At 32.7% G+C, this 18,774-nt stretch carries 17 protein-coding genes and 3 pseudogenes; 7 read left to right on the top strand and 13 right to left on the bottom strand.

Annotated elements, in window-relative coordinates; genetic code table 11:
- Nucleotides 1–281 precede the first annotated feature (281 nt).
- A complete protein-coding gene (locus CQZ94_RS21415) occupies nt 282–935 on the top strand; it encodes a CPBP family intramembrane glutamic endopeptidase (protein WP_105586987.1) in 654 nt (217 codons plus the stop codon).
- Between the two features lie 82 nt (nt 936–1,017).
- Here the strand turns inward: CQZ94_RS21415 and CQZ94_RS21420 are convergent, their stop codons facing one another.
- The 3 genes and pseudogenes from CQZ94_RS21420 to CQZ94_RS21435 form a co-directional block, all read right to left on the bottom strand.
- Nucleotides 1,018–1,896: an SDR family oxidoreductase gene (locus CQZ94_RS21420; protein WP_105586988.1), complete on the bottom strand. Its 879-nt coding sequence runs from the start codon at nt 1,894–1,896 to the stop codon at nt 1,018–1,020.
- A gap of 444 nt (nt 1,897–2,340) precedes the next feature.
- Nucleotides 2,341–2,757, bottom strand: a pseudogene (locus CQZ94_RS21430) (VOC family protein).
- A gap of 251 nt (nt 2,758–3,008) precedes the next feature.
- On the bottom strand, nt 3,009–4,379 hold the full coding sequence (locus CQZ94_RS21435) for an aminotransferase-like domain-containing protein (RefSeq protein WP_105586990.1): 1,371 nt from the start codon (nt 4,377–4,379) through the stop codon (nt 3,009–3,011).
- Nucleotides 4,380–4,506: 127 nt separating this feature from the next.
- Between CQZ94_RS21435 and CQZ94_RS21440 the strand changes: the two genes are divergently transcribed.
- The 3 genes and pseudogenes from CQZ94_RS21440 to CQZ94_RS21450 form a co-directional block, all read left to right on the top strand.
- Entirely contained in the window at nt 4,507–5,445 is a 939-nt protein-coding gene (locus CQZ94_RS21440) for a DMT family transporter (protein ID WP_105586991.1), read from the top strand.
- Nucleotides 5,446–5,462: 17 nt separating this feature from the next.
- Nucleotides 5,463–7,074: pseudogene (locus CQZ94_RS21445) on the top strand (M3 family oligoendopeptidase).
- 323 nt (nt 7,075–7,397) lie between these two features.
- A pseudogene (locus CQZ94_RS21450) lies at nt 7,398–7,481 on the top strand (aminoglycoside phosphotransferase); the annotation flags it as partial.
- Between the two features lie 134 nt (nt 7,482–7,615).
- Here CQZ94_RS21450 and CQZ94_RS21455 read toward each other — a convergent pair.
- The 4 genes from CQZ94_RS21455 to CQZ94_RS21470 all read right to left on the bottom strand — a co-directional run bounded on the left by CQZ94_RS21455 (nt 7,616) and on the right by CQZ94_RS21470 (nt 11,340).
- The gene (locus tag CQZ94_RS21455; protein ID WP_105586992.1) at nt 7,616–8,071 is read right to left on the bottom strand and encodes a cupin domain-containing protein; all 456 of its coding nucleotides are present in this window, start codon (nt 8,069–8,071) and stop codon (nt 7,616–7,618) included.
- A gap of 232 nt (nt 8,072–8,303) precedes the next feature.
- Nucleotides 8,304–9,683 (bottom strand): dihydrolipoyl dehydrogenase, encoded by a 1,380-nt coding sequence (gene lpdA, locus CQZ94_RS21460; RefSeq protein ID WP_105586993.1) that lies wholly within the window; start codon nt 9,681–9,683, stop codon nt 8,304–8,306.
- 196 nt (nt 9,684–9,879) lie between these two features.
- Nucleotides 9,880–10,476 (bottom strand): TetR/AcrR family transcriptional regulator, encoded by a 597-nt coding sequence (locus CQZ94_RS21465; protein WP_105586994.1) that lies wholly within the window; start codon nt 10,474–10,476, stop codon nt 9,880–9,882.
- Nucleotides 10,477–10,632: 156 nt separating this feature from the next.
- Nucleotides 10,633–11,340 carry a phosphotransferase family protein gene (locus tag CQZ94_RS21470; RefSeq protein WP_105586995.1) on the bottom strand — a complete coding sequence of 236 codons (708 nt, stop codon included), beginning with the start codon at nt 11,338–11,340 and terminating at the stop codon, nt 10,633–10,635.
- A 474-nt stretch (nt 11,341–11,814) separates the two neighbouring features.
- On the opposite strand from CQZ94_RS21470, the gene CQZ94_RS21475 reads away from it, so the two are divergent.
- Both CQZ94_RS21475 and CQZ94_RS31275 read left to right on the top strand, forming a co-directional pair.
- A complete protein-coding gene (locus tag CQZ94_RS21475) occupies nt 11,815–12,318 on the top strand; it encodes a DUF3995 domain-containing protein (protein ID WP_105586996.1) in 504 nt (167 codons plus the stop codon).
- Between the two features lie 380 nt (nt 12,319–12,698).
- Nucleotides 12,699–12,917, top strand: coding sequence for a hypothetical protein (locus tag CQZ94_RS31275; RefSeq protein ID WP_181149531.1), 219 nt, complete (start codon nt 12,699–12,701; stop codon nt 12,915–12,917).
- A gap of 34 nt (nt 12,918–12,951) precedes the next feature.
- Here the strand turns inward: CQZ94_RS31275 and CQZ94_RS21485 are convergent, their stop codons facing one another.
- The 5 genes from CQZ94_RS21485 to CQZ94_RS21505 form a co-directional block, all read right to left on the bottom strand.
- The gene (locus tag CQZ94_RS21485; protein WP_105586997.1) at nt 12,952–13,350 is read right to left on the bottom strand and encodes a DUF1259 domain-containing protein; all 399 of its coding nucleotides are present in this window, start codon (nt 13,348–13,350) and stop codon (nt 12,952–12,954) included.
- Between the two features lie 224 nt (nt 13,351–13,574).
- Nucleotides 13,575–14,375: a VOC family protein gene (locus CQZ94_RS21490; RefSeq protein ID WP_105586998.1), complete on the bottom strand. Its 801-nt coding sequence runs from the start codon at nt 14,373–14,375 to the stop codon at nt 13,575–13,577.
- A gap of 95 nt (nt 14,376–14,470) precedes the next feature.
- A complete protein-coding gene (locus CQZ94_RS21495) occupies nt 14,471–15,313 on the bottom strand; it encodes an alpha/beta fold hydrolase (protein WP_105586999.1) in 843 nt (280 codons plus the stop codon).
- Nucleotides 15,314–15,473: 160 nt separating this feature from the next.
- Entirely contained in the window at nt 15,474–16,226 is a 753-nt protein-coding gene (locus tag CQZ94_RS21500; RefSeq protein WP_105587000.1) for a class I SAM-dependent methyltransferase, read from the bottom strand.
- A 298-nt stretch (nt 16,227–16,524) separates the two neighbouring features.
- Nucleotides 16,525–16,860 carry a winged helix-turn-helix transcriptional regulator gene (locus tag CQZ94_RS21505; protein WP_105587001.1) on the bottom strand — a complete coding sequence of 112 codons (336 nt, stop codon included), beginning with the start codon at nt 16,858–16,860 and terminating at the stop codon, nt 16,525–16,527.
- A 192-nt stretch (nt 16,861–17,052) separates the two neighbouring features.
- On the opposite strand from CQZ94_RS21505, the gene CQZ94_RS21510 reads away from it, so the two are divergent.
- Nucleotides 17,053–17,769, top strand: coding sequence for an SDR family oxidoreductase (locus tag CQZ94_RS21510; RefSeq protein ID WP_105587002.1), 717 nt, complete (start codon nt 17,053–17,055; stop codon nt 17,767–17,769).
- Between the two features lie 103 nt (nt 17,770–17,872).
- On the opposite strand, the gene CQZ94_RS21515 is transcribed toward CQZ94_RS21510, so the two are convergent.
- A complete protein-coding gene (locus CQZ94_RS21515; RefSeq protein WP_105587003.1) occupies nt 17,873–18,685 on the bottom strand; it encodes a MerR family transcriptional regulator in 813 nt (270 codons plus the stop codon).
- Nucleotides 18,686–18,774: the final 89 nt, after the last annotated feature.

Raw genomic sequence — 18,774 nt, forward strand, 5'->3', positions numbered from 1 at the left:
GTTCTTAGAAATACAATAATTGCCTACTCACAAATTTGATGGGCGATTATTATTTTTGTTTAATAATTGCTTTATTTCACACCATTTTCAAAATTCTTTTATTCAATCACGATATCAATAATAGGTTTTGGTGTAAATGACTCTTGCAAGGAATCTCCTAATCTCGGACTTACTGATTTGAAAAAATAAGATTATTATGCCCGTCTCAATCACCATTATTTTGGAGAGCAATGTGCTATTATATATTCATAATTAACAAAAACAAGAAAGAAGGGTTTGTTGTGGAAACAAAGATTATGGAAACAGAGAAGAAAATTGATTCAAAATCTCTTTTGGCTTTAGGATTATTAATTATTTCCGGGATTGTATATCAGCTTTTCGCAGTTTTAGGAGATACTATACCTGAAGTATTAGGAATGATTCTTGAAGCTTTATGGAATCTTGTATTATGTGGAATTATAGGATACTATTTTTTAGGAAAAATATCGTTAGAGCAATTTAAACATTTTAATTTTAAGACATTACTTTGGGGTTTGCCTTTAACAATTATCGTAGGTATTGGTTCCAGCTTAATATACAGTTACATTTTTGAACCTGCAACTAAAAATTCCGTTGCTGAAGTAATAAGTATTTCTATGATTTTATTCCGTGTACCCTTTATGTTAATGGGTGAAGAGTTGATTTGCACTAATATAATTATCGCATTACAAAAATTAGGATTAAAATTCGGCACGGCATCATTACTATGTAGTGTGTTGTTCGCTTTGTGGCATATTCCAGCTTATGGTTTTGTGCCCCTGCAGTTATTAATAACTATAATCCCAGTTAGATTAGCACTAAATTATATATGGAAAAATTCAAAAAGTATTTGGGTAAGTTGGATTTGTCACTTTATTTTTGACTGTATTTCATTTGTACCAATGCTTTTTAAATAACTATTTTATTTTTAAGAGGACTTTATTATTTGCGTACTGTATAAAGAACAAGAGCACTCAGCTATTGAGTGCTCTAAAAATATTAATTTTGATTTAAAACATTTTCTTCAAAATATTTTCCCCAATCTGGTCGTCTTCCATCCATATCTGTAAATCCATACTCTCTTCCTAATTCCCATGAACTTAGCGCTCGTCCAGTTTTTTCATGAACATTTGGATCGCCCGCCAAAGCTGCAATTGCTCTTCCAACGAAGAAAGGAGTTTCTGATGCGATAAAATGAGGATCTTGTTTAGCTCCTTCTTGCCAATTCTCCTCTGTTACACCAAATATATCTAACATCGCCTCTGAACGAAGGAATCCTGGACTAACTGCTACTGCTGTAATATTATGTTGTTCTAAATCTTTAGCCATTGCTTCTGCTAAATGAATTGTTGAGATTTTTGTTAAACTATAGTATAAATTGCCTCGGTATTTATAGTCGACACCATCTGTAATTTCAATTACAAGTCCCTTTTTATTATTTACCATTAATGGTACACCGTAATGGCTTGTCATTATATGAGAATGCACAGCTCTTTGTTGCATGAGTAGTCCGTTATGTAAGTTGTGTTCCCAGAAAGGTTTCTCCCATTCCGTTAAAGGATCGCCGCCCCAAACATCGTTTACTAAAATATCAAGCTGTCCATTTTGTTCTTCTTGAATCTTTGTAAATAAAGCTTTAATATCTTCTTCTATTGTATGGTCAACACGAACTGCGATTCCGATTCCGCCTTGCTTTGTAACAAGCTCTGCAGTTTCTTCAATCGTTTCAGTTCTCCCCATACAGGATAAATTCCCTTTTGTACTTCTTCCTGTTACATATACAGTTGCGCCGGCTTCACCAAGCATCATCGCAATTCCTCTTCCAGCACCTCTTGTTGCCCCTGCTACAACTGCTATTTTACCTTGTAATGGTTTCATGTGATTCTCCTTATTTGTTATGATCAAGTTTAATTATTTTTGGCACACTCTAACTATCATAATTCTTCATAAAACTTTTCCCATCTAGAGTAATAAATTTTAAAGTAAATTTACCACAAACTCCACTATTAAATTGAAACTCGACTTGCATATTTGATATAGCGATTTCCTTAGCTTTAATCGCGCCTTCGTATATTTCCTCACCTGAAATGGGGTTGTTTTTTGATTTACAATAACATCCGATATACATTCGCTACTTTATTATTATTATATGTAATAATTTTAATCACTTTAATTACTTCAACTGTAAAATGACAGTACAGTTATTTAATTTTAGAACCTAAAATAAGCATAACCCCGTTCTGATTTTAAGAAGGGGTTAAAATAATATTAATTAAATTTGATTAGTATTGCACCTTATACCTCGTTGTGCAACAGCGAGGTTCACGTTTTTCTACTGGAAATCAGCACATCTAAATAGTGCTGATTGTACATAATGCCTAATATGTTTCCGAAGGGATCAACTACGGAAGCGGTGATGAATCCCACGCCGCGCTCTGTAGGTGCCTCATACTCTTTCGCTCCCATAGCCAGTAGCTTATTGAAAGTCGCTGTTACATCATCAACATGCCAGTATACTATAGCGCCAGCTGGGCCAGTCACTGAACCAGCTGGCACATAACGACTATCGATTAAACCTAGCTCGTGTTGGTAGTCGCCAATGCGAAATTCGGCATATCCTGGACGTTCAAAGTATGGTACGCTTCCTAATAGCTCAGCGTACCACTTCTTCGCAGCTGCTAGATCATCTGTCCAAAAACTAACTGTGGTTAGCCCTCGTAATGTCTATGTATCGCTCATAATCGATCTCCTCCATAATGTTGAGTAATACTTCCTCATACTAAATGAAATAACACCCTCTGAATTACCTTTCATTCACATATAAATAACCCCTTCACTTATTCATATTCAAGAAAATGAACTTTTAATGGCATATCATGAATGTAACGATTTTTTGTAATTAAACAATATTATTGTGACTCAACCAGAGCAGTACATACAAACAAACAAGGCAATTATTTTTCCTTGCATATTAAACCTCTTAATAAACATTATTCTTTTTTAAACTGAAAATCCACACGGTTCATTCGTTTTATCTCCTCAATCACCTTACAAATCCCTTCTTCAATCTTGTCTTCTTTTACATTAGATACATTCAACTTTAACAAGATCCCTTTATGAAAATTACTCAAATAATTTTTATCAATAGAATCTATGCTTATTTGACTCTTGCTTAAATTTTTTATAAAGGTGTCCGTAACTATGTTTCTTTTCAACTGTAGACATGTGTGTATTCCAATGGGATCTACTGCTCTATAAATAAACAAATGCGGATTTTCATTTTGAATACCTTCTACTACTTCTGCTAATTTCTTTGACCTATTGTAGTACGAAGCTTTAATTTTATACTTATGTCGCTCAAACATCCCGCTCTTAATGTAAATTTCTAAAGCAGCTTGCGAAATCATAGGACTATCGATATCTAATATCTTCTTATACTTATAAAAGGCATCTGCAATAGATTGCGGGATGACTGCAACACCAACTCGTAAGCCTGGAAAGATAATCTTCGAATAACTTTTTAAATATATAACATGATTACAATTATCTTGGCTATAAAATGGATCTACTTTTGAATCAGTTTCTAAATCTGCTAAATAGTCGTCTTCCACTATAAATACATTATATTTCTTCGCAAGTTGAATAATCTTCTCTTTCTCTTTTTTAGAATACGAAGTTCCAAGTGGATGATGAAATCTCGGTATTGTATAAAAGAATTTAATTTTTTCTGTTCGGAATATCCTCTCTAGTTCATTTAAATCTATCCCTTCATGTGTACGCTTTATTCCAATTACAGGAATGTTATATGTTTCTATATATTCTATATATAAATGGTAACTTGGCTGTTCAATTAGAATCGTACTATGTCCATTCGGAAATGGTATAGAAGTTAGTATAGCAAGTGCTTGCTGGACACCTGACGTTATAAATATGTTTTCTTCATTAGTGAAAACTTGATAGTTTGCTAATTGTTTTTGCACAACCGAAATTAAAGATGGTAACCCTTTCGGTGTTCCGTATATAAACAAATCATTCTTATATGTATCAATCGCTTTATTAATACAATGTTGAAAATCTAAGTATGGAAAAACATCTGGATCTGGCGCTGAGGAAGCAAAATCAATCATCTCGTTATTTTCTATGTAACTCCCAGATTTCTTAACAACATAGTATCCACTTTGAGGTACAGAATAAATAATATGGCGCTTTTCTAATTCATGCAGCGCTCGTATTACAGTCGCCTTATTACATTCATATTGCGTAACGAGTGACCGTATAGACGGTAATTTCTTTCCTTCTTTTATCTCTCCATTTTGAATCATACTTTCTAAATCGTTTAAAACATGTAAATACTTATACATCATTACCACCCCAATATTTAATTTGTACCGGTACAGTTTGTATTTGTTCACATTGTAGCACTAGATCAGAAAGATTACTATGTACGTATACTGGCCAGTAAGAAATTAACTACTATGAGGTGAAATTATGAAAAATACAACAAAAGCATATTTATCAGCATTACTCTATTCATTTATTATTGGATTCTCCTTTATGTTTGTGAAACTAGCACTAACCATTACGAGCCCTCTTGATACTCTGGCTCATCGTTTTACAGTTGCTTTCATAGCAGCAAGCATTCCGATTATTTTCGGTTTTGTAAAGTTAAATATATCATTCAAAAACATACTTACCCTTTTACCACTTGCAATATTTTATCCAGCACTGTTCTTTGCTTTCCAAGCATTTGGTCTAGTATATACGAGTTCATCTGAAGCTGGAATTATACAGGCTGCTATCCCTATATTTACAATGATACTCGCTTCATATTTTTTAAAAGAGTATACCAATACATGGCAAAAAACATCTGTATTTATTTCTGTCGTCGGTGTCATATATATATTTATCATGAATGGTATAGGGGCTCATGAAACTAGTTTCATCGGCGTTATTCTCATTTTGTTATCGGCATTATCATCTGCTTGCTACAATGTATTAGCTCGAAAAATGACAAAGAAATTCAAGTTAATGGATTTAACCTACACAATGACAGCAATTGGTTTTATTAGTTTTAATTTAATCGCTATCGCCAGCCATATAAACAAAGGCACAATAACTGTATACTTTAAGCCATTTACGAACAGCACATTTCTTATCTCCATTTTATATTTAGGATTACTATCATCCTTACTGACAGCATTGTTATTAAATTATTCATTATCTTATATTGAAGCAGCTAAAATAAGTGTTTTTAGTAACTTATCTACACTTATTACCATTATCGCAGGCGTTGTATTCTTACACGAGCAAATTGCCTACTATCATATTATCGGTACACTTATGATTGTTCTTGGAGTAATAGGTACAAACTTTTTGGGTAAAAAAGGAATCATAGCGAAAAAGAAGAATACCTCCTTAAGTAAATAAAAAGTGAGGGGTAAATAATGCAGAACTCTAATACGATCGATATCCGTAATATACATGAGCTAGAAAACGAATTGTCTACTTTATTAAGTAAACACATTTCTTCAGGAGAAGATTTAGAAAATCGGCTGAAAATACAGTCGAAATTAATATGGGAAATCGAAGAACAATTAAGATCACACTATATTAACTTTCAATGTAATACAGATAACAAAGAAATAAAAGATACGTTTGAATATGATCAACAATATGTAAGGCCTCTTTTGAAACGTTATCAAAATTCATTTGATAATAAATATTTAGAGTCACCATTTCGAATGCAACTTGATCCAAAAACTTATAGCTTACTAGATAAAAAATAAAGAATGCGCAAACATTATTTTGTGAAAAGAACATTGATTTAGAAGTAAAAGAAGACAAATTAGTAACCGACAAAATCCGAATCGTGATATACGAAAAAAAGCAAAAACGCTCATTTCTGAAAAATTCTTATCTGTTGAAAATAATTTACAACATATTTTAAATGAATTAATTGCAATCCGTCACCAAAAGGCAAAAAACATTCAATTAGATAATTATCGTGATTATATGTTTAAAAAATATGAACGTTTTGATTATACAGCTGAAGATTGCTATGAACTTGCAGAATCTGTTCGTAAATACGTTGTACCACTTATTGATAATATATTTAATGAGAAAAAAGCTGAACTTCAAGTAGATACACTTCGTCCGTGGGATCTAAAAGCAGCCGCACCAAATCAAAAAGTATTAAAACCTATTGAAGACGAAAGTGATTTAATCGAAAAAAGTTCTCATATTTTACACAAACTAGACCCTGAATTTTCTGCATTATTGAGCCGTATGCATAAAAATGATTGCTTAGATTTAGAAAGTCGTAAAGGAAAAGCAGCTGGTGGTTTTTGCGAACACTTACCTGCTTCTCAATTATCTTTTATTTTTATGAATCTCAATCATACACATTATGATGTTACTACTTTCCTCCATGAAATGGGCCATAGTATTCATAATGAATGTATGAAGCAGCTAGCGCTACAAAAATATTTAGAAATCCCTTCAGAATCAGCTGAGCTAGCTAGCATGACAATGGAATTATTTTCGATGGAGTATTGGGATACATTTTATGAGAATACAGAAGAATTTATAAAAGCAAAATTAGATTTCTTTAAAGATATTGTTAAGTATTTACCACAAATGCTTATCGTTGATCAATTCCAACATTGGATGTATGAAAATCCTAATCATACTGCTAAAGAAAGAAATGAAAAACATTTAGAATTACATAACACTTACCAATCGAACGTGGTAAATATTACAGGTTATGAAAATTGGATAGCAACTGGCTGGTTACCTGTACTACACATTTTCGAAATACCATTCTATTATATCGAATATGCAATCGCGCAACTTGGTGCATTGCAAATGTATAAACAATATAAAGAGAATCCTAAACAAGCACTACAAAATTATAAAAAAGCATTATCTCTAGGTAACTCTAAATCTTTAACAGAAGTATATGAAGCAGCGGGCATTCGTTTTGATTTTTCTAGTGAGACAATAAAAGAATTAATGGCATTTGTAGAAGAGGAATTGGAATTACTTGAACAAATATAAATAAAAAAATGCATCTGTCCTTATAGGTGCATTTTTTAATGAGATAATTCATCTAATGAAAACTCCTTTTTTATATTATCTTCAATCCAATCAATCATTAGCTGTATATGTTCATTCATTTATTTATTTCACTCCTCAATAAAATTATAAGAGGTATCCATTTCTTTATTTTGATATTTCTTGTGATTTATAGCATTAAATATCCGCAAAAACCCTTAAATAATATATGTAACTTTTATTTTCATATTTTTTCAGCTATCTTATTTTGTCATATATTCACTTAACTTTCCAAGCTACTGAATCATAAACTATCGAAAGCGATTCAAAAATTAACTGAGGAACAAGTACGGATAATGAATCTTTATAGAATAAAGATTGAAAAAAACCATTCCTTAATTAACATATAACACAGCCAGTTTCCTATGAAGTGCCCCGAATTGTTAGATATAGTCTAACAATCTGGGGGCACTTTTCTATAATTAAATTTTCTCCAAAAGACAATATATAAGTAACGAGACAATATTTAACCGTACAGTGGCCCCTATTTTCCAATCCATTCAACGGATTTATCTAGCCTAATGCCATCCTCAATATTGCTTTCTTCCAAAGTATTCGCCCTAGCTTGAATACAAATAAAATAGAGAGGTTCGCTTGAACTGTTACGCCAAATTCTTTCCCCTTCTTGAGCTACCCTAATGACAGTGCCCTCTTTGATTTCAAGGATTTCATCATCAATCTTGAATTCTCCTTGTCCCTTGACAAAGATATATAGCTCTTCATTTTCTCTATGCTTATGATAAAAAGGCATTGAAATACCTGGAGGAAAAACATTAAGTGAAACTTCCATCCCTGTACATTGTAAGTCATCTTTAAGAAAGACTTTTCCAGGGGCTTTAAATGGATTTCCATTTTTATATTGGAGCAGATCCTCCCACTTTCCTACTTGAACAGCACTAAAATTTTTACCTTCTATTGTTGAATTAACAAATTGACTCATTTGTATTCTCCTCTCATTTATTTTTCATGATTTCACTTTGTAATCTCTAATAAATGAATAAATCCTCTCACCGAAAGAAACCAAACGGTCTCTTTTTTGCGGTAAAAAAACGGCTCAATTAGCCATTGTTAGAAGCTTATTATTAAAGATTGTTTGTTACATCTTCATCTGTCTCTATATTTTATTTAGAATTTCTAAAAAGCGAAGCAATAAAATTTTTATTAATTAGTATCTATTTTAATTTGTAAATTAAGGCCTCAGCAGCTTCCATCACAAGCTCACTTAAAGTTGGATGAGCATGAGGTGTTAAAGCAATGTCCTCAACTGTCATGCCTGATTCGATTGCTAAGCACATTTCGGCAATTATTTCTGATGCACCATTTCCCACCATTTGAGCACCTACTAATACACCATCTTCTTTGCGCACCAATAGCCTCACAAACCCTTTTTCTTCATTTAATACAAGTGCACGACCGTTTGCTGAGAATGGGAACTTAACCACTTTCACTTCCACGCTTTCCGCCTTTGCTCGCTCTTCAGTATAACCAACTGTTGCTAATTCAGGATGGGTGAAGCAAACTGCTGGAATTGCCAAGTAATCAACAAATGAGATCTGACCGGCGATAGCTTCAGCCGCTACCTTTCCTTCATAAAATGCTTTATGTGCAAGCTGCGGACCAGCAATGATATCACCGATAGCAAAAATGTTCGGAAGGTTAGTACGGCATTGTTGATCAACTTTTAATAAACCGCAGTCAAAAAATTCAATGCCGATTTTTTCAAAACCCATATTTTCAGTATTAGGGCGACGACCAACTGTTATTAATACATAATCAGCGTCAACTTTCTTTTCTTCACCGCCAATTTCGTAGGTAACAATTACACCGTTTTCAGCTTCTTCAACACCTTTAGCGGATGCATCTACTACTACTGTAACACCTTTGTTTATAAGGTCTTCTTTCACAATTTGAGTCATTTGTTTATCGAAGCCAGTTAAAATGTCTTTACCTCCTTCAATAATTGTTACTACAGAACCAAGGGAAGCGTAAGCAGAGCCTAATTCAGTACCAATGTAACCGCCACCGATTACAACCAATTTACTTGGAACTTCAGTTAAATTAAGTGCACCTGTAGAATTAATCACACGTTTTGTAAATTCAAATGTTGGAATTTCAACTGGGCGCGAGCCAGTAGCTATAATTACATTTTTAAATGTATATGTTTGAACTGCATCTTTATTGGTTACCCGTAAAGTGTTAGCATCTATGAAATAGGCTTCACCTTTTATCACATCTACTTTATTGCTTTTTAATAAACCTTCTACACCATCTACTAATCTTTTTACAACGCTGTTTTTAAATTCTTGCACTTTTGTGAAGTCAACATTTACACCGGAAGAAAAAATACCCATATCTTCTGAATGCTTTGTTTTCTCATAGCGATGACCTACAGAAATAAGTGCCTTTGATGGAATGCAGCCGACGTTAGCACATACACCTCCAAGGTTTTCTCTTTCTATAATTGCCACTTGTTGCCCTAATTGTGAAGCTCTGATTGCAGCAACATATCCTCCAGGTCCAGAGCCAATTACGATTGTTTCAATCTCTCTCATATCCCTTTTCACACTCCTCAAAAAATTGGAAAACAGTATGCCAAATTCGTTCATACTCTACACATTTTTCAATTTTGTAAAAGTACCATTCTTTTCTCATCTGTTTTTTCATAGTTTCATCATAGAATTTCTATTAAGTGATCACCCCCCAAAAAAAGAAACCGAACGGTCTCTTTTTTGTAATAAAAATTACGGCTCACTTGGCCGTAATTTGTTTTTTTAACTCCGCAAGAAGCTGAGAAGATACTGTATCAAGATAGACTGTATCTTGATACAAGCGTGATAAGGCAAGTGCCCCTTCAAGAGAAGAAATCCAGACAATAGCAATCTGCTTTGCCTGAGTATCTGATTTTAACTCTCCTAACTCAATTCCATTTGTAATAATGTTTTCAATCATTCCGAGTAATTGATTCATTGCTATCTGTGCTTGTTCTGCCATGAGAGGATGGGAATCATCTGCTTCTAACGTTACATTCATGATTGGGCAACCTCCAGGAAGAGGATCATTATGAACGAGCGATGTAAAAACTGAAATAAAAGCTTTTAACTTATCAAACGTATTGGATGCTTTTTTTATCTCTTCGACATAACGCACTCCCATTTGTGAAGTTGCGTGCTGGAAGGCTTGAATAGCTAAATCATCTTTATTTTTAAAGTGACGATAGATGCCACCCTTCTCTAGCCCAGTCTCTTGCATAATATCAGAAATTGAAGAACCACTATACCCTTTTACATTAAACAGAGCAGAGGAACGATCAAGAATCATTCTTTTTGTTAATTCACCTTTACGCATAGTGTCCTCCTAAAAGAAAACGTTTGGTCTCTTTTAAGTATATGACAAATCGAAAAGAATTAGCAAGAAAAATTAATGGTGAAAACCAATGAGTACAAAATAAATGAATCATTATCCTAATAGGAGGCAGAATAAATACATGAAAACATCTTTTATTTACAGGAATTTATTCTCTGCCAATCTAGCCGCACTAATAATAGGAGCCCACTGGAAAATTTCATCTCTTGATAAACCTGTATTTTTGCAATATACATGTAAATACATTTCAGCTAATTCCACTGAATTCTGTGAATATAATAAGTATGTCCGAAACACATCTGCACGAATATCACCTGAACTAGCATCAACCCAATCTATAATTTTCACATTATCATTACTTAAAATTAAATTAAACGGATGCAAATCACCATGACATAATCTAGGTTCAAATATGATTGAATCTAATTGTTTTAATACATTTTTCTTTTGGTTTTCATCCAATTTATGTACAGATTTAATTTGACGCTCTAACTTTTGTCTCATTGATTCTATTTCATCTGTATTCACACATATAGCATGAATCTTTTTCTGCTCATTAACACAAATACTTATGTAATACTCTGCCTCATTTAGATTATTAAGCAGGAGATTACCAATACTGTCCCCTTTTACATATTCCATAATAATAGCCTGTCTATCTTGTACCTTTGTCACTTCAAATACGTTTGGAACTGGTAGTCCGCATGAATAAGCGTATTTTTGTTTTTTTGCCTCATTAATAGATTCTGTATCTGGAAGATATTCCTCAAACAATTTAATAATTTTATTTTCATAAAGATATATCTTCGCAGTATTCCCCTTGGCTATCGGCTCATCTAAATTCAAGTTTTTTCCTCCTTAAAAGATATAGTAATACTCCTGACCCCCATGTTTTAAATTCACTGCAAACGATACTTTCATTATTTTTCTCACTCATCAATTCCCTTTTGTTATGAAATGAATTCGTTCGCATTTTAGCTTTTATAGAGTAGCTTAATATTTGCGCTCTTTAATAATTCGGACATAAATTTTACTTTTATTTTATAACAGGTATTATTTTCTAGTACAATATGATAATTCCTTATTCTATTCTCTTTCTCCCCTTCTGATAGATAGCTTGGATTTTCAATCAATTCGATTTCATTGTTTATTGATGAAATCGAATTGATTATTGCGGCTTTAAAACAATGTAGTAACTGATTTAACGAACATAATCATAATATTCGTGAAATTTTCATTGGATTTAATAATAATAACTTATAAAATGAAACAATATATAAAACTATACGTAATTCAAAAAGATTTCTGTTATCCCTTATAATGAAAGGAGTTATTACAATCAAAAACAATAATAATCGTCATCCTTTGAACAAAATCGAGAAGTGGTTGGTTTTTACTGGTTATGCAGCTTTTGTTTGGTCGACTCTATTCGGGTTAATCCACATTTACTGGGCTGCAGGAGGAACTTTAGGATTTGAAGGCAGGACGATGAGCGAAGTGTTATTCATCATTAATCTGATTGCAATTGTCCTATGTATAATTGCTGCATTTACTGCACTTGCACTTGTTCAAGCATGGGGACGAAGGTTTCCATCCTGGTTGTTGCTCACGTTAGCATGGGGAGCGTGTGTGGTTTTGGGTTTGCGGGGTAGTGTAGGAATAATCCAAGGCTTGTTGGAATCGGAATCACTTTCTTTACTATTAATAATTGTTGAACCGTTTTTCTTGTTAGGAGGAATCTTATATGGACTTCTTGCTTTTCTTTATATTTATACCTCCAATAATGGAAAAAAAATAAAGCAGGACGGGATAAATATGAGGTAAACCTATAGTTATTCAAGAAACGGGCGCTTTCATGGAGGAAAGATCACAAAAATAATTAAACTTTTTTTATGAAAGATAAATATTCAATCTCAAAAGTGGAATCCATTTTGATCAATCTTTTTTAAACTGGATTCTTTTTTCACTGTAAAATATGGGTTTGTGAGGTATTTTTAATCAAACTTTATTTCAAGGCTACAATTATAAAAGTTGTGTTCCTTGTTCAAGAAGGTGCTTCCTCAGTATAGCAAGGTCCTAGATACCTTCCTATGAATAGAAAATGGATTGTATTAAAAGAAAGTATTAGACTAAATGGTAGAAAACTAAGTGAAATTTCATTAAAGATATATCATTTTTTATATCATTCAAAGGTGCTATTTAAAATGAGTAGTTTAGAGGAGCTACAACACGAGCTTATAGAAGGACAAAAATTTGCAATGCAAGGTTCTTATCAAAGAAAGTTACCTTCTAAAAAAGCAATCCCATATCTCTTAAGCGCAAGAAAAGGCATTCCAAATATGGAACGCCTTCTTTTATTTTATAAAATCATCAACTTAAACCTATTTTCCAAATATACTCTTCAACAATCTGAAATATTCTAATTAACATAATCGCTCATTTAATTTAAGAAATTCGTTAGTTTCTTAACGCTCTTCTGACATTTCTTGCAAAATTTAGTGGATCATCAACGTCTTCGATATTAACGTAAATCAAATTTGGATCATCACATAACCACTCATTGTGTATAGACGAAACTATTATTCCTTGTTTAATAATTGTAGCAACAAATTCAGTGACTTCCTTTTGTAAGAGTGCTACCCGGCCTAGACATAATGCCCGTCCAGTTTTATTATCTCTTGATTCGAATGAGAAAGAAGTTGTTACTCTGAAACGTTTTCCCAAGATTGTTGCTTGTATTTCATCCCGATTTATTGTTGCCACGCATTTCCCACCGGCGAATCCTTTTTGGCCGCCGATAATTCTTGCAAACTGTTGACAAATTGATTCATCATTAATCGCCATACCTTCAATCATCCCCCCTTTTACTGTTAGGTTATGAATTAATACATAGATCTGAAACAGTAATGAATCTATTCAGTTACAAAAAAGATGATGGTAAACTAACGAAATCTGTTAGCACAATTATTCTTGATCATATGAATTGTTACCAGCGTTTAAATGATGTATATAATATTCATTATCAGTAGTCAACGATGCATAAAATGTAGCTTTTTAAATCAAATTAAACTTACCACTTTCTATCCTATAATAGAAAGTGGTAAGTTTAATTTACTTGGAATATCAGAATGAAACTCTGGCGTATACACAACAGAAAATGAATATCCCTGCTGAAGAAATGATACTTCATTATGTTTACATTCAAATGGAACACTATTATTCTTAAAGTTATTTTGAATTTCTTCTAAAAATGTGCAATCCGGTGTTCCGAAAGATACATGTACTTTCGGTGGTAAAGCTTTCAGTGCAATTGGAATCCAAGCTCGCTGCCAACAAGTTGCAACAATATATGCAGTCCCACCAATAACAAAGTTGAAAATATCCCTATCTTCCTTCGTTTTCAAGTCTAGATTTAATTTCAACCATTCCGTAAATACGGGTACACTTTTAACTGGAAGACCAATTTCCCTTACGCATAATATGTTTAACGGTGAATGTGGAACTAATACATTTTCCTCAACATAGCTATGTGCGATAATTTCAAGAAGATTTCCATCGCCATCTCTAAAGTATAAATTGAAAAGACCGCTCTCCTCATCAATTGTATGACCATCTTTCCATTTCGCAATGAGTAATCCAGACCCTTCAAGCCATCTTGCTGTTTCATGAAATTTTGAATATGGAATCTCAAAAGCGAAATGTGCGGGTGCAATTGGTTCATATACTTCCTGGAAACTAATTGTTGTGTATGGTGTTACTTCAAATTGAATAAATGATGCTGTTTCTTTTTTTATTGGTAAAGATAATATATCCTTATAAACTTGTTTTACCCCTTCTATAGAAACCGTTTGTAATTTTATATCTGATATATGTGTAATCACTTTACATTCCCCTCTATTTCATATTATCTATTCGTATTGTATTACAATTATAAATAGATGAAATCAAACTGAAGGATGGATTTTCCATATAGAAACTACAACTTTAGTATGAATCGTTTTTTTATTTCCTCTATAACAACTTCTGGTTTATCCCAATGCAACATGTTTGTAGTATCAGGAATTAATTTAACTACACTGTCAGTTTTCTCTTTAAAAATATTTACTGTCTTATCTCTATACTCATCCCATATTTGTGGAATTGTAGCTCGAAGTAATACAATATAGGATGGCAATTTCTCGTATATATCTATCGTTTCATCCCTATGCATACCTCTTATTATATTTCTAGCTGTTGTCCCTCTCGCATGCCAACATATTTTATTATTCATTTCAATCCCAAGGTCCTTTACTGCAAGTTCTAATAATGGAGACCACCTAGTATAAGCTTCTTTTTCACTTTTAAAAAATTCGTCCCAATTATTAAAAACATATTCATCAAAGTCCTTTTCATAATGCGCGATTTCCTCTTGAAGCGTTTCTTCTTGAAGTCTTTTTGTTTGATATCCTCCATCAATAAGAATACTTCCTAATACTTTTTCTGGATTATTTAATAAATAAAATAACGCGACGAAACTCCCCCAAGAATGAGAAAGAAAATAAAAATGTTCAATTTCAAGTGCATTTACAATTTCATTTAGCCAATGCGCTAAATTCTGCATCTCATAATCTTCCGTTCGTTCAAATGGAGATGTTTTACCGTGTCCTGGTGCATCAATAGAAATAAATCTATAATCTTCTTTTAATTCCTCTGCAATTTCTATAAAACTTAAACTCGTACTACCTAATCCATGTAGACAAAAAATAACAGGCTTGTCATTATTCCCCCATTCAGTAATATGTACATTTATCCAGTCATTGTTAATGAAGTAACGTTTCATAATAATTATCCTCCATATTTTGATTTTCAGATTTATTACTGTACTTATTTCTGTTATTATCAAACGTTTCCTGCCTTACATGAACTAAATTATTCTTTTCTACGAAAAAAGCTGATTCTCTTGAAAGAAAATCAGCTTTAAATATAAATGTAATTTGTAATTAAGATTTAACAGCAATTATCATTAACCTTTTTGAATTCGTACGAATCCCTTTTTCAGAACTATTAGCGTCAATGAACTTTTGTAAAATATTAAAATCCTCTTCCTCTTCTCCAAATCTAGGAATAATAGGCGTATGTTTTAATAAGAAAATGAGGTCTTCAGGCGTACTGTAATAATCAGTAACATCATATTCACGTACTTGCACAAGCTCAAAGCCTGCACTAATAAGTTCACTCATATACTTTTCTTTTAAAGTCCCATCTCTTTCGCCTAAGCATTGTCCTCTTCCAAATGCTTCTTTGAGATTTAATTTATCATGTTCGCTAACTTGTTGTGTTAAGAAAAAAGCACCTTTTCTCATTACTTTTGCTAATTCTGATGCTACAAACGGCGCATGACAACTTGAAGAAATATCAAAATGAGCATGCGGAAACGTTAAAGCTTCAGAATCCATTTGAAGAAATTCAACGTTTTGTACACCTGCTTTATTCAAATTAGAATGTGCTGTTTTGATCATTCCATTAGAATTATCTATTCCAATCAGTGATGCAGCTGAAGATGCTATTTTTAATATATTCTCTCCTCCACCTGTGCCAACATCAAGTAAAATATCCGATGATTTACATCTTTCTTGCACTTCGCCATAAAAGTCCCAAGTGTCACCTACAGTTTCACACTTCAGTTTACTAAAGTCCCACCCGTTTGCTCGTCCCACTTTATTATAAAAATTTTTATACTCTAATTCATTCATTTTGTAATTTCCACCTTTCAAAAAAGGATTAAATTTCGAATTATGATGATTCCCGTAATAAATTCAAAGTTGATTTTTTCAAAAAAGGGCATACTTTTCCCTTGATAGCTGGTACGCGTTTTTTCCAGCCCGAGAAACTAGTTACTTCGAACAAAACGGTAATACATCGACTTCACCTCATTTGAAAGATTATCTCTATTATACCCTGTAACACTATTTAATTATATATCTTAAAATACAAATTATTAAAACAACTAATTCCAAGTACTAAATTTAGTTTACATAATAATTTTATAATCTATTTATTTTTATTAATAAATTCTAAATGGCCTCTTCCCCAACCACACATACTATCTAACACAACACTTACCGTTTTTCCATGTTCTGTTAAGCTGTATTCCACTTTAGGTGGTATTTCTTGATAAATTTCACGTTTTATTAGTTGATCTTGTTCTAATTCACGAAGTTGCTTCGCTAATGTCCCTTGAGATATATCTGGTATTAGTCGCTTTAATTCACCAAAACGTTTCGTTCCATCTGTTAGCAAAATAAATAAAATAAGCGGTTTCCATTTACTACCAATTATTTGTAATGTCGCTATTATTCCTTTTAATTTCGGTTCTTGTAAATCCATTCTCTCACCTCTCCCATCACATCATAAATCATAGTAAATAATTTTCCATGTAATTTCCCCATACATCCCTTCATTAGTACGAAATTTGCGACTAAGTACATATGAAATGCGTACTTTTCAATAGTTATATTTTAAAGAATAATAAAAGCACACAGTTTTATTATAAATCTTATATTAAGGGGAGACTCAATCATGTCTTTTACTGCATTAAAAAATAAACGCATCGTTATTATTGGTGGAAGTTCTGGTATTGGATTAGCTACAGCAAAACAAGCAATTGAACAAGGTGCACATGTTATTATTGCAGGGCGATCGGAGGGAAAATTAAAGGATGCTCGAGAATTAATAAATAACAATCGCCTTCAAACTTATGTATTGGATAATCAAAATAAAAATCAATTACAAGATTTTTTCAAGGAAGTCGGGAATTTTGATCATTTATTCACACCAGGAGCCTCTTACACACTTGGGCCAATAACTGCTACTGACGAAATCGCTGAAAGTAGCTTTATTGGAAAGTTTTGGCCACAATATTATGCAGTTAAATATGCGCTTCCTTTTCTCTCAAACTCAGGATCTATCGTGTTAATGTCTGGTGCATTTAGTCAAAGACCGCTTAAAGGCGGGGCTGCCTATGGCGCTTGTAATGGTGCTATTGAAAGCTTAGGGAAAGCTTTAGCTGTTGAATTAGCTCCGATTAGAGTTAATGTTGTTTCTCCTGGAGCGATACAAAGAGAGAATGAACAAAACGAAAAAAGACTAGCTGCTTATGAAGGTTATAAATCTCTTTCTCTTGTGCAGCGTGCTGGATGTAATGATGAAATTGCACATACTGTCATGTATTTAATGCAAAATAGTTTTACTACAGGTAATGTATTATTTCCCGATGGAGGATACACATATCATTGATTTATAGGAATTTAATGCCATCCTATATTAACTTGTATTAAGGAAGCTATATTACCCCTTATATCTATATTTATTACATCTCACTATTTAATTTCCATATTACCTATTTTTCAATAGGGTAACAAACCTCTGTAACCCACTTAGTAGGATCCGATTCCATCGCTGGACTAACATGATATATATTAAACATCGGTCCTGCTAGTTCATAACCTTCCGTTTCAATCCATTTTGCCGCAGCCTCATTTACAGCTGTCATTTGTTCATAACTTCCGTTAACAGTTATAGAAGCAACGTGGGATCGCTCTATCTTTTTAAAATACACATTTTTTGTATTTTCATGCTCCCCTAAAATATGTAGCTGTATTTCTACATCTACATCATTTTCTTTGTATTCATGATCATGGAAGATAGCAATACTATAACTCGGATTAGCTATATTAATATTTTTCGCATTAATTTCTTGCATTAAAATACTCCATAAATCTCCTTCGCAATTATAAGATGGAATAACCTTTCTAAAGCTTGCTACTTTTCTTTCTGGAATTTCTTTTAACGAAACATAATAGTTCATCTCAACAACATCCTCTCTCATCGTTTTCAGTAAATCTTCGAGGAAACGTAATTGTTTTTTGAGGTTGTGCATGTCTTCCTTTATTTGAGCACTACGATTTACAAATTGCGATTTTATTACTTCAATATTTTCACTCTCTACTATTTCTTTAATAGCAGCAATATTAAATCCCATATCTTTTAACGTTTGAATTTGATTTACTTTCTTTAATTGTGCAGCGGAATAATAGCGATAGCCATTTTGTTCATCTACTTTTTCAGGTTGTAATAATTCCACTTTATCGTAATGTCTCAGCATACGTATGCTAATGGAAGAAAGTTTTGAAAAATCCCCTATTTTGAACATTAGTTCCTCCTATTTATTACAATTATTCGAAGCTCAACTTAAGCTTAAACAATGACATTATGTGAGAGTCAACTATTTATAACAATTTA

The organism is Bacillus sp. MYb209, assembly GCF_002975175.1.
In the GTDB taxonomy this organism is placed as follows: Bacteria; Bacillota; Bacilli; order Bacillales; family Bacillaceae_G; genus Bacillus_A.

What these genes read in the sequence shown, in the direction of transcription:
- CQZ94_RS21420 (WP_105586988.1), bottom strand. Translation starts at nt 1,896, where the DNA reads ATGAAACCATTACAAGGTAAAATAGCAGTTGTAGCAGGGGCAACAAGA.
- CQZ94_RS21435 (WP_105586990.1), bottom strand. Translation starts at nt 4,379, where the DNA reads ATGTATAAGTATTTACATGTTTTAAACGATTTAGAAAGTATGATTCAA.
- CQZ94_RS21440 (WP_105586991.1), top strand. Translation starts at nt 4,507, where the DNA reads ATGAAAAATACAACAAAAGCATATTTATCAGCATTACTCTATTCATTT.
- CQZ94_RS21455 (WP_105586992.1), bottom strand. Translation starts at nt 8,071, where the DNA reads ATGAGTCAATTTGTTAATTCAACAATAGAAGGTAAAAATTTTAGTGCT.
- lpdA (WP_105586993.1), bottom strand. Translation starts at nt 9,683, where the DNA reads ATGAGAGAGATTGAAACAATCGTAATTGGCTCTGGACCTGGAGGATAT.
- CQZ94_RS21465 (WP_105586994.1), bottom strand. Translation starts at nt 10,476, where the DNA reads ATGCGTAAAGGTGAATTAACAAAAAGAATGATTCTTGATCGTTCCTCT.
- CQZ94_RS21475 (WP_105586996.1), top strand. Translation starts at nt 11,815, where the DNA reads ATGAAAGGAGTTATTACAATCAAAAACAATAATAATCGTCATCCTTTG.
- CQZ94_RS31275 (WP_181149531.1), top strand. Translation starts at nt 12,699, where the DNA reads ATGAGTAGTTTAGAGGAGCTACAACACGAGCTTATAGAAGGACAAAAA.
- CQZ94_RS21485 (WP_105586997.1), bottom strand. Translation starts at nt 13,350, where the DNA reads ATGATTGAAGGTATGGCGATTAATGATGAATCAATTTGTCAACAGTTT.
- CQZ94_RS21495 (WP_105586999.1), bottom strand. Translation starts at nt 15,313, where the DNA reads ATGAAACGTTACTTCATTAACAATGACTGGATAAATGTACATATTACT.
- CQZ94_RS21500 (WP_105587000.1), bottom strand. Translation starts at nt 16,226, where the DNA reads ATGAATGAATTAGAGTATAAAAATTTTTATAATAAAGTGGGACGAGCA.
- CQZ94_RS21505 (WP_105587001.1), bottom strand. Translation starts at nt 16,860, where the DNA reads ATGGATTTACAAGAACCGAAATTAAAAGGAATAATAGCGACATTACAA.
- CQZ94_RS21510 (WP_105587002.1), top strand. Translation starts at nt 17,053, where the DNA reads ATGTCTTTTACTGCATTAAAAAATAAACGCATCGTTATTATTGGTGGA.
- CQZ94_RS21515 (WP_105587003.1), bottom strand. Translation starts at nt 18,685, where the DNA reads ATGTTCAAAATAGGGGATTTTTCAAAACTTTCTTCCATTAGCATACGT.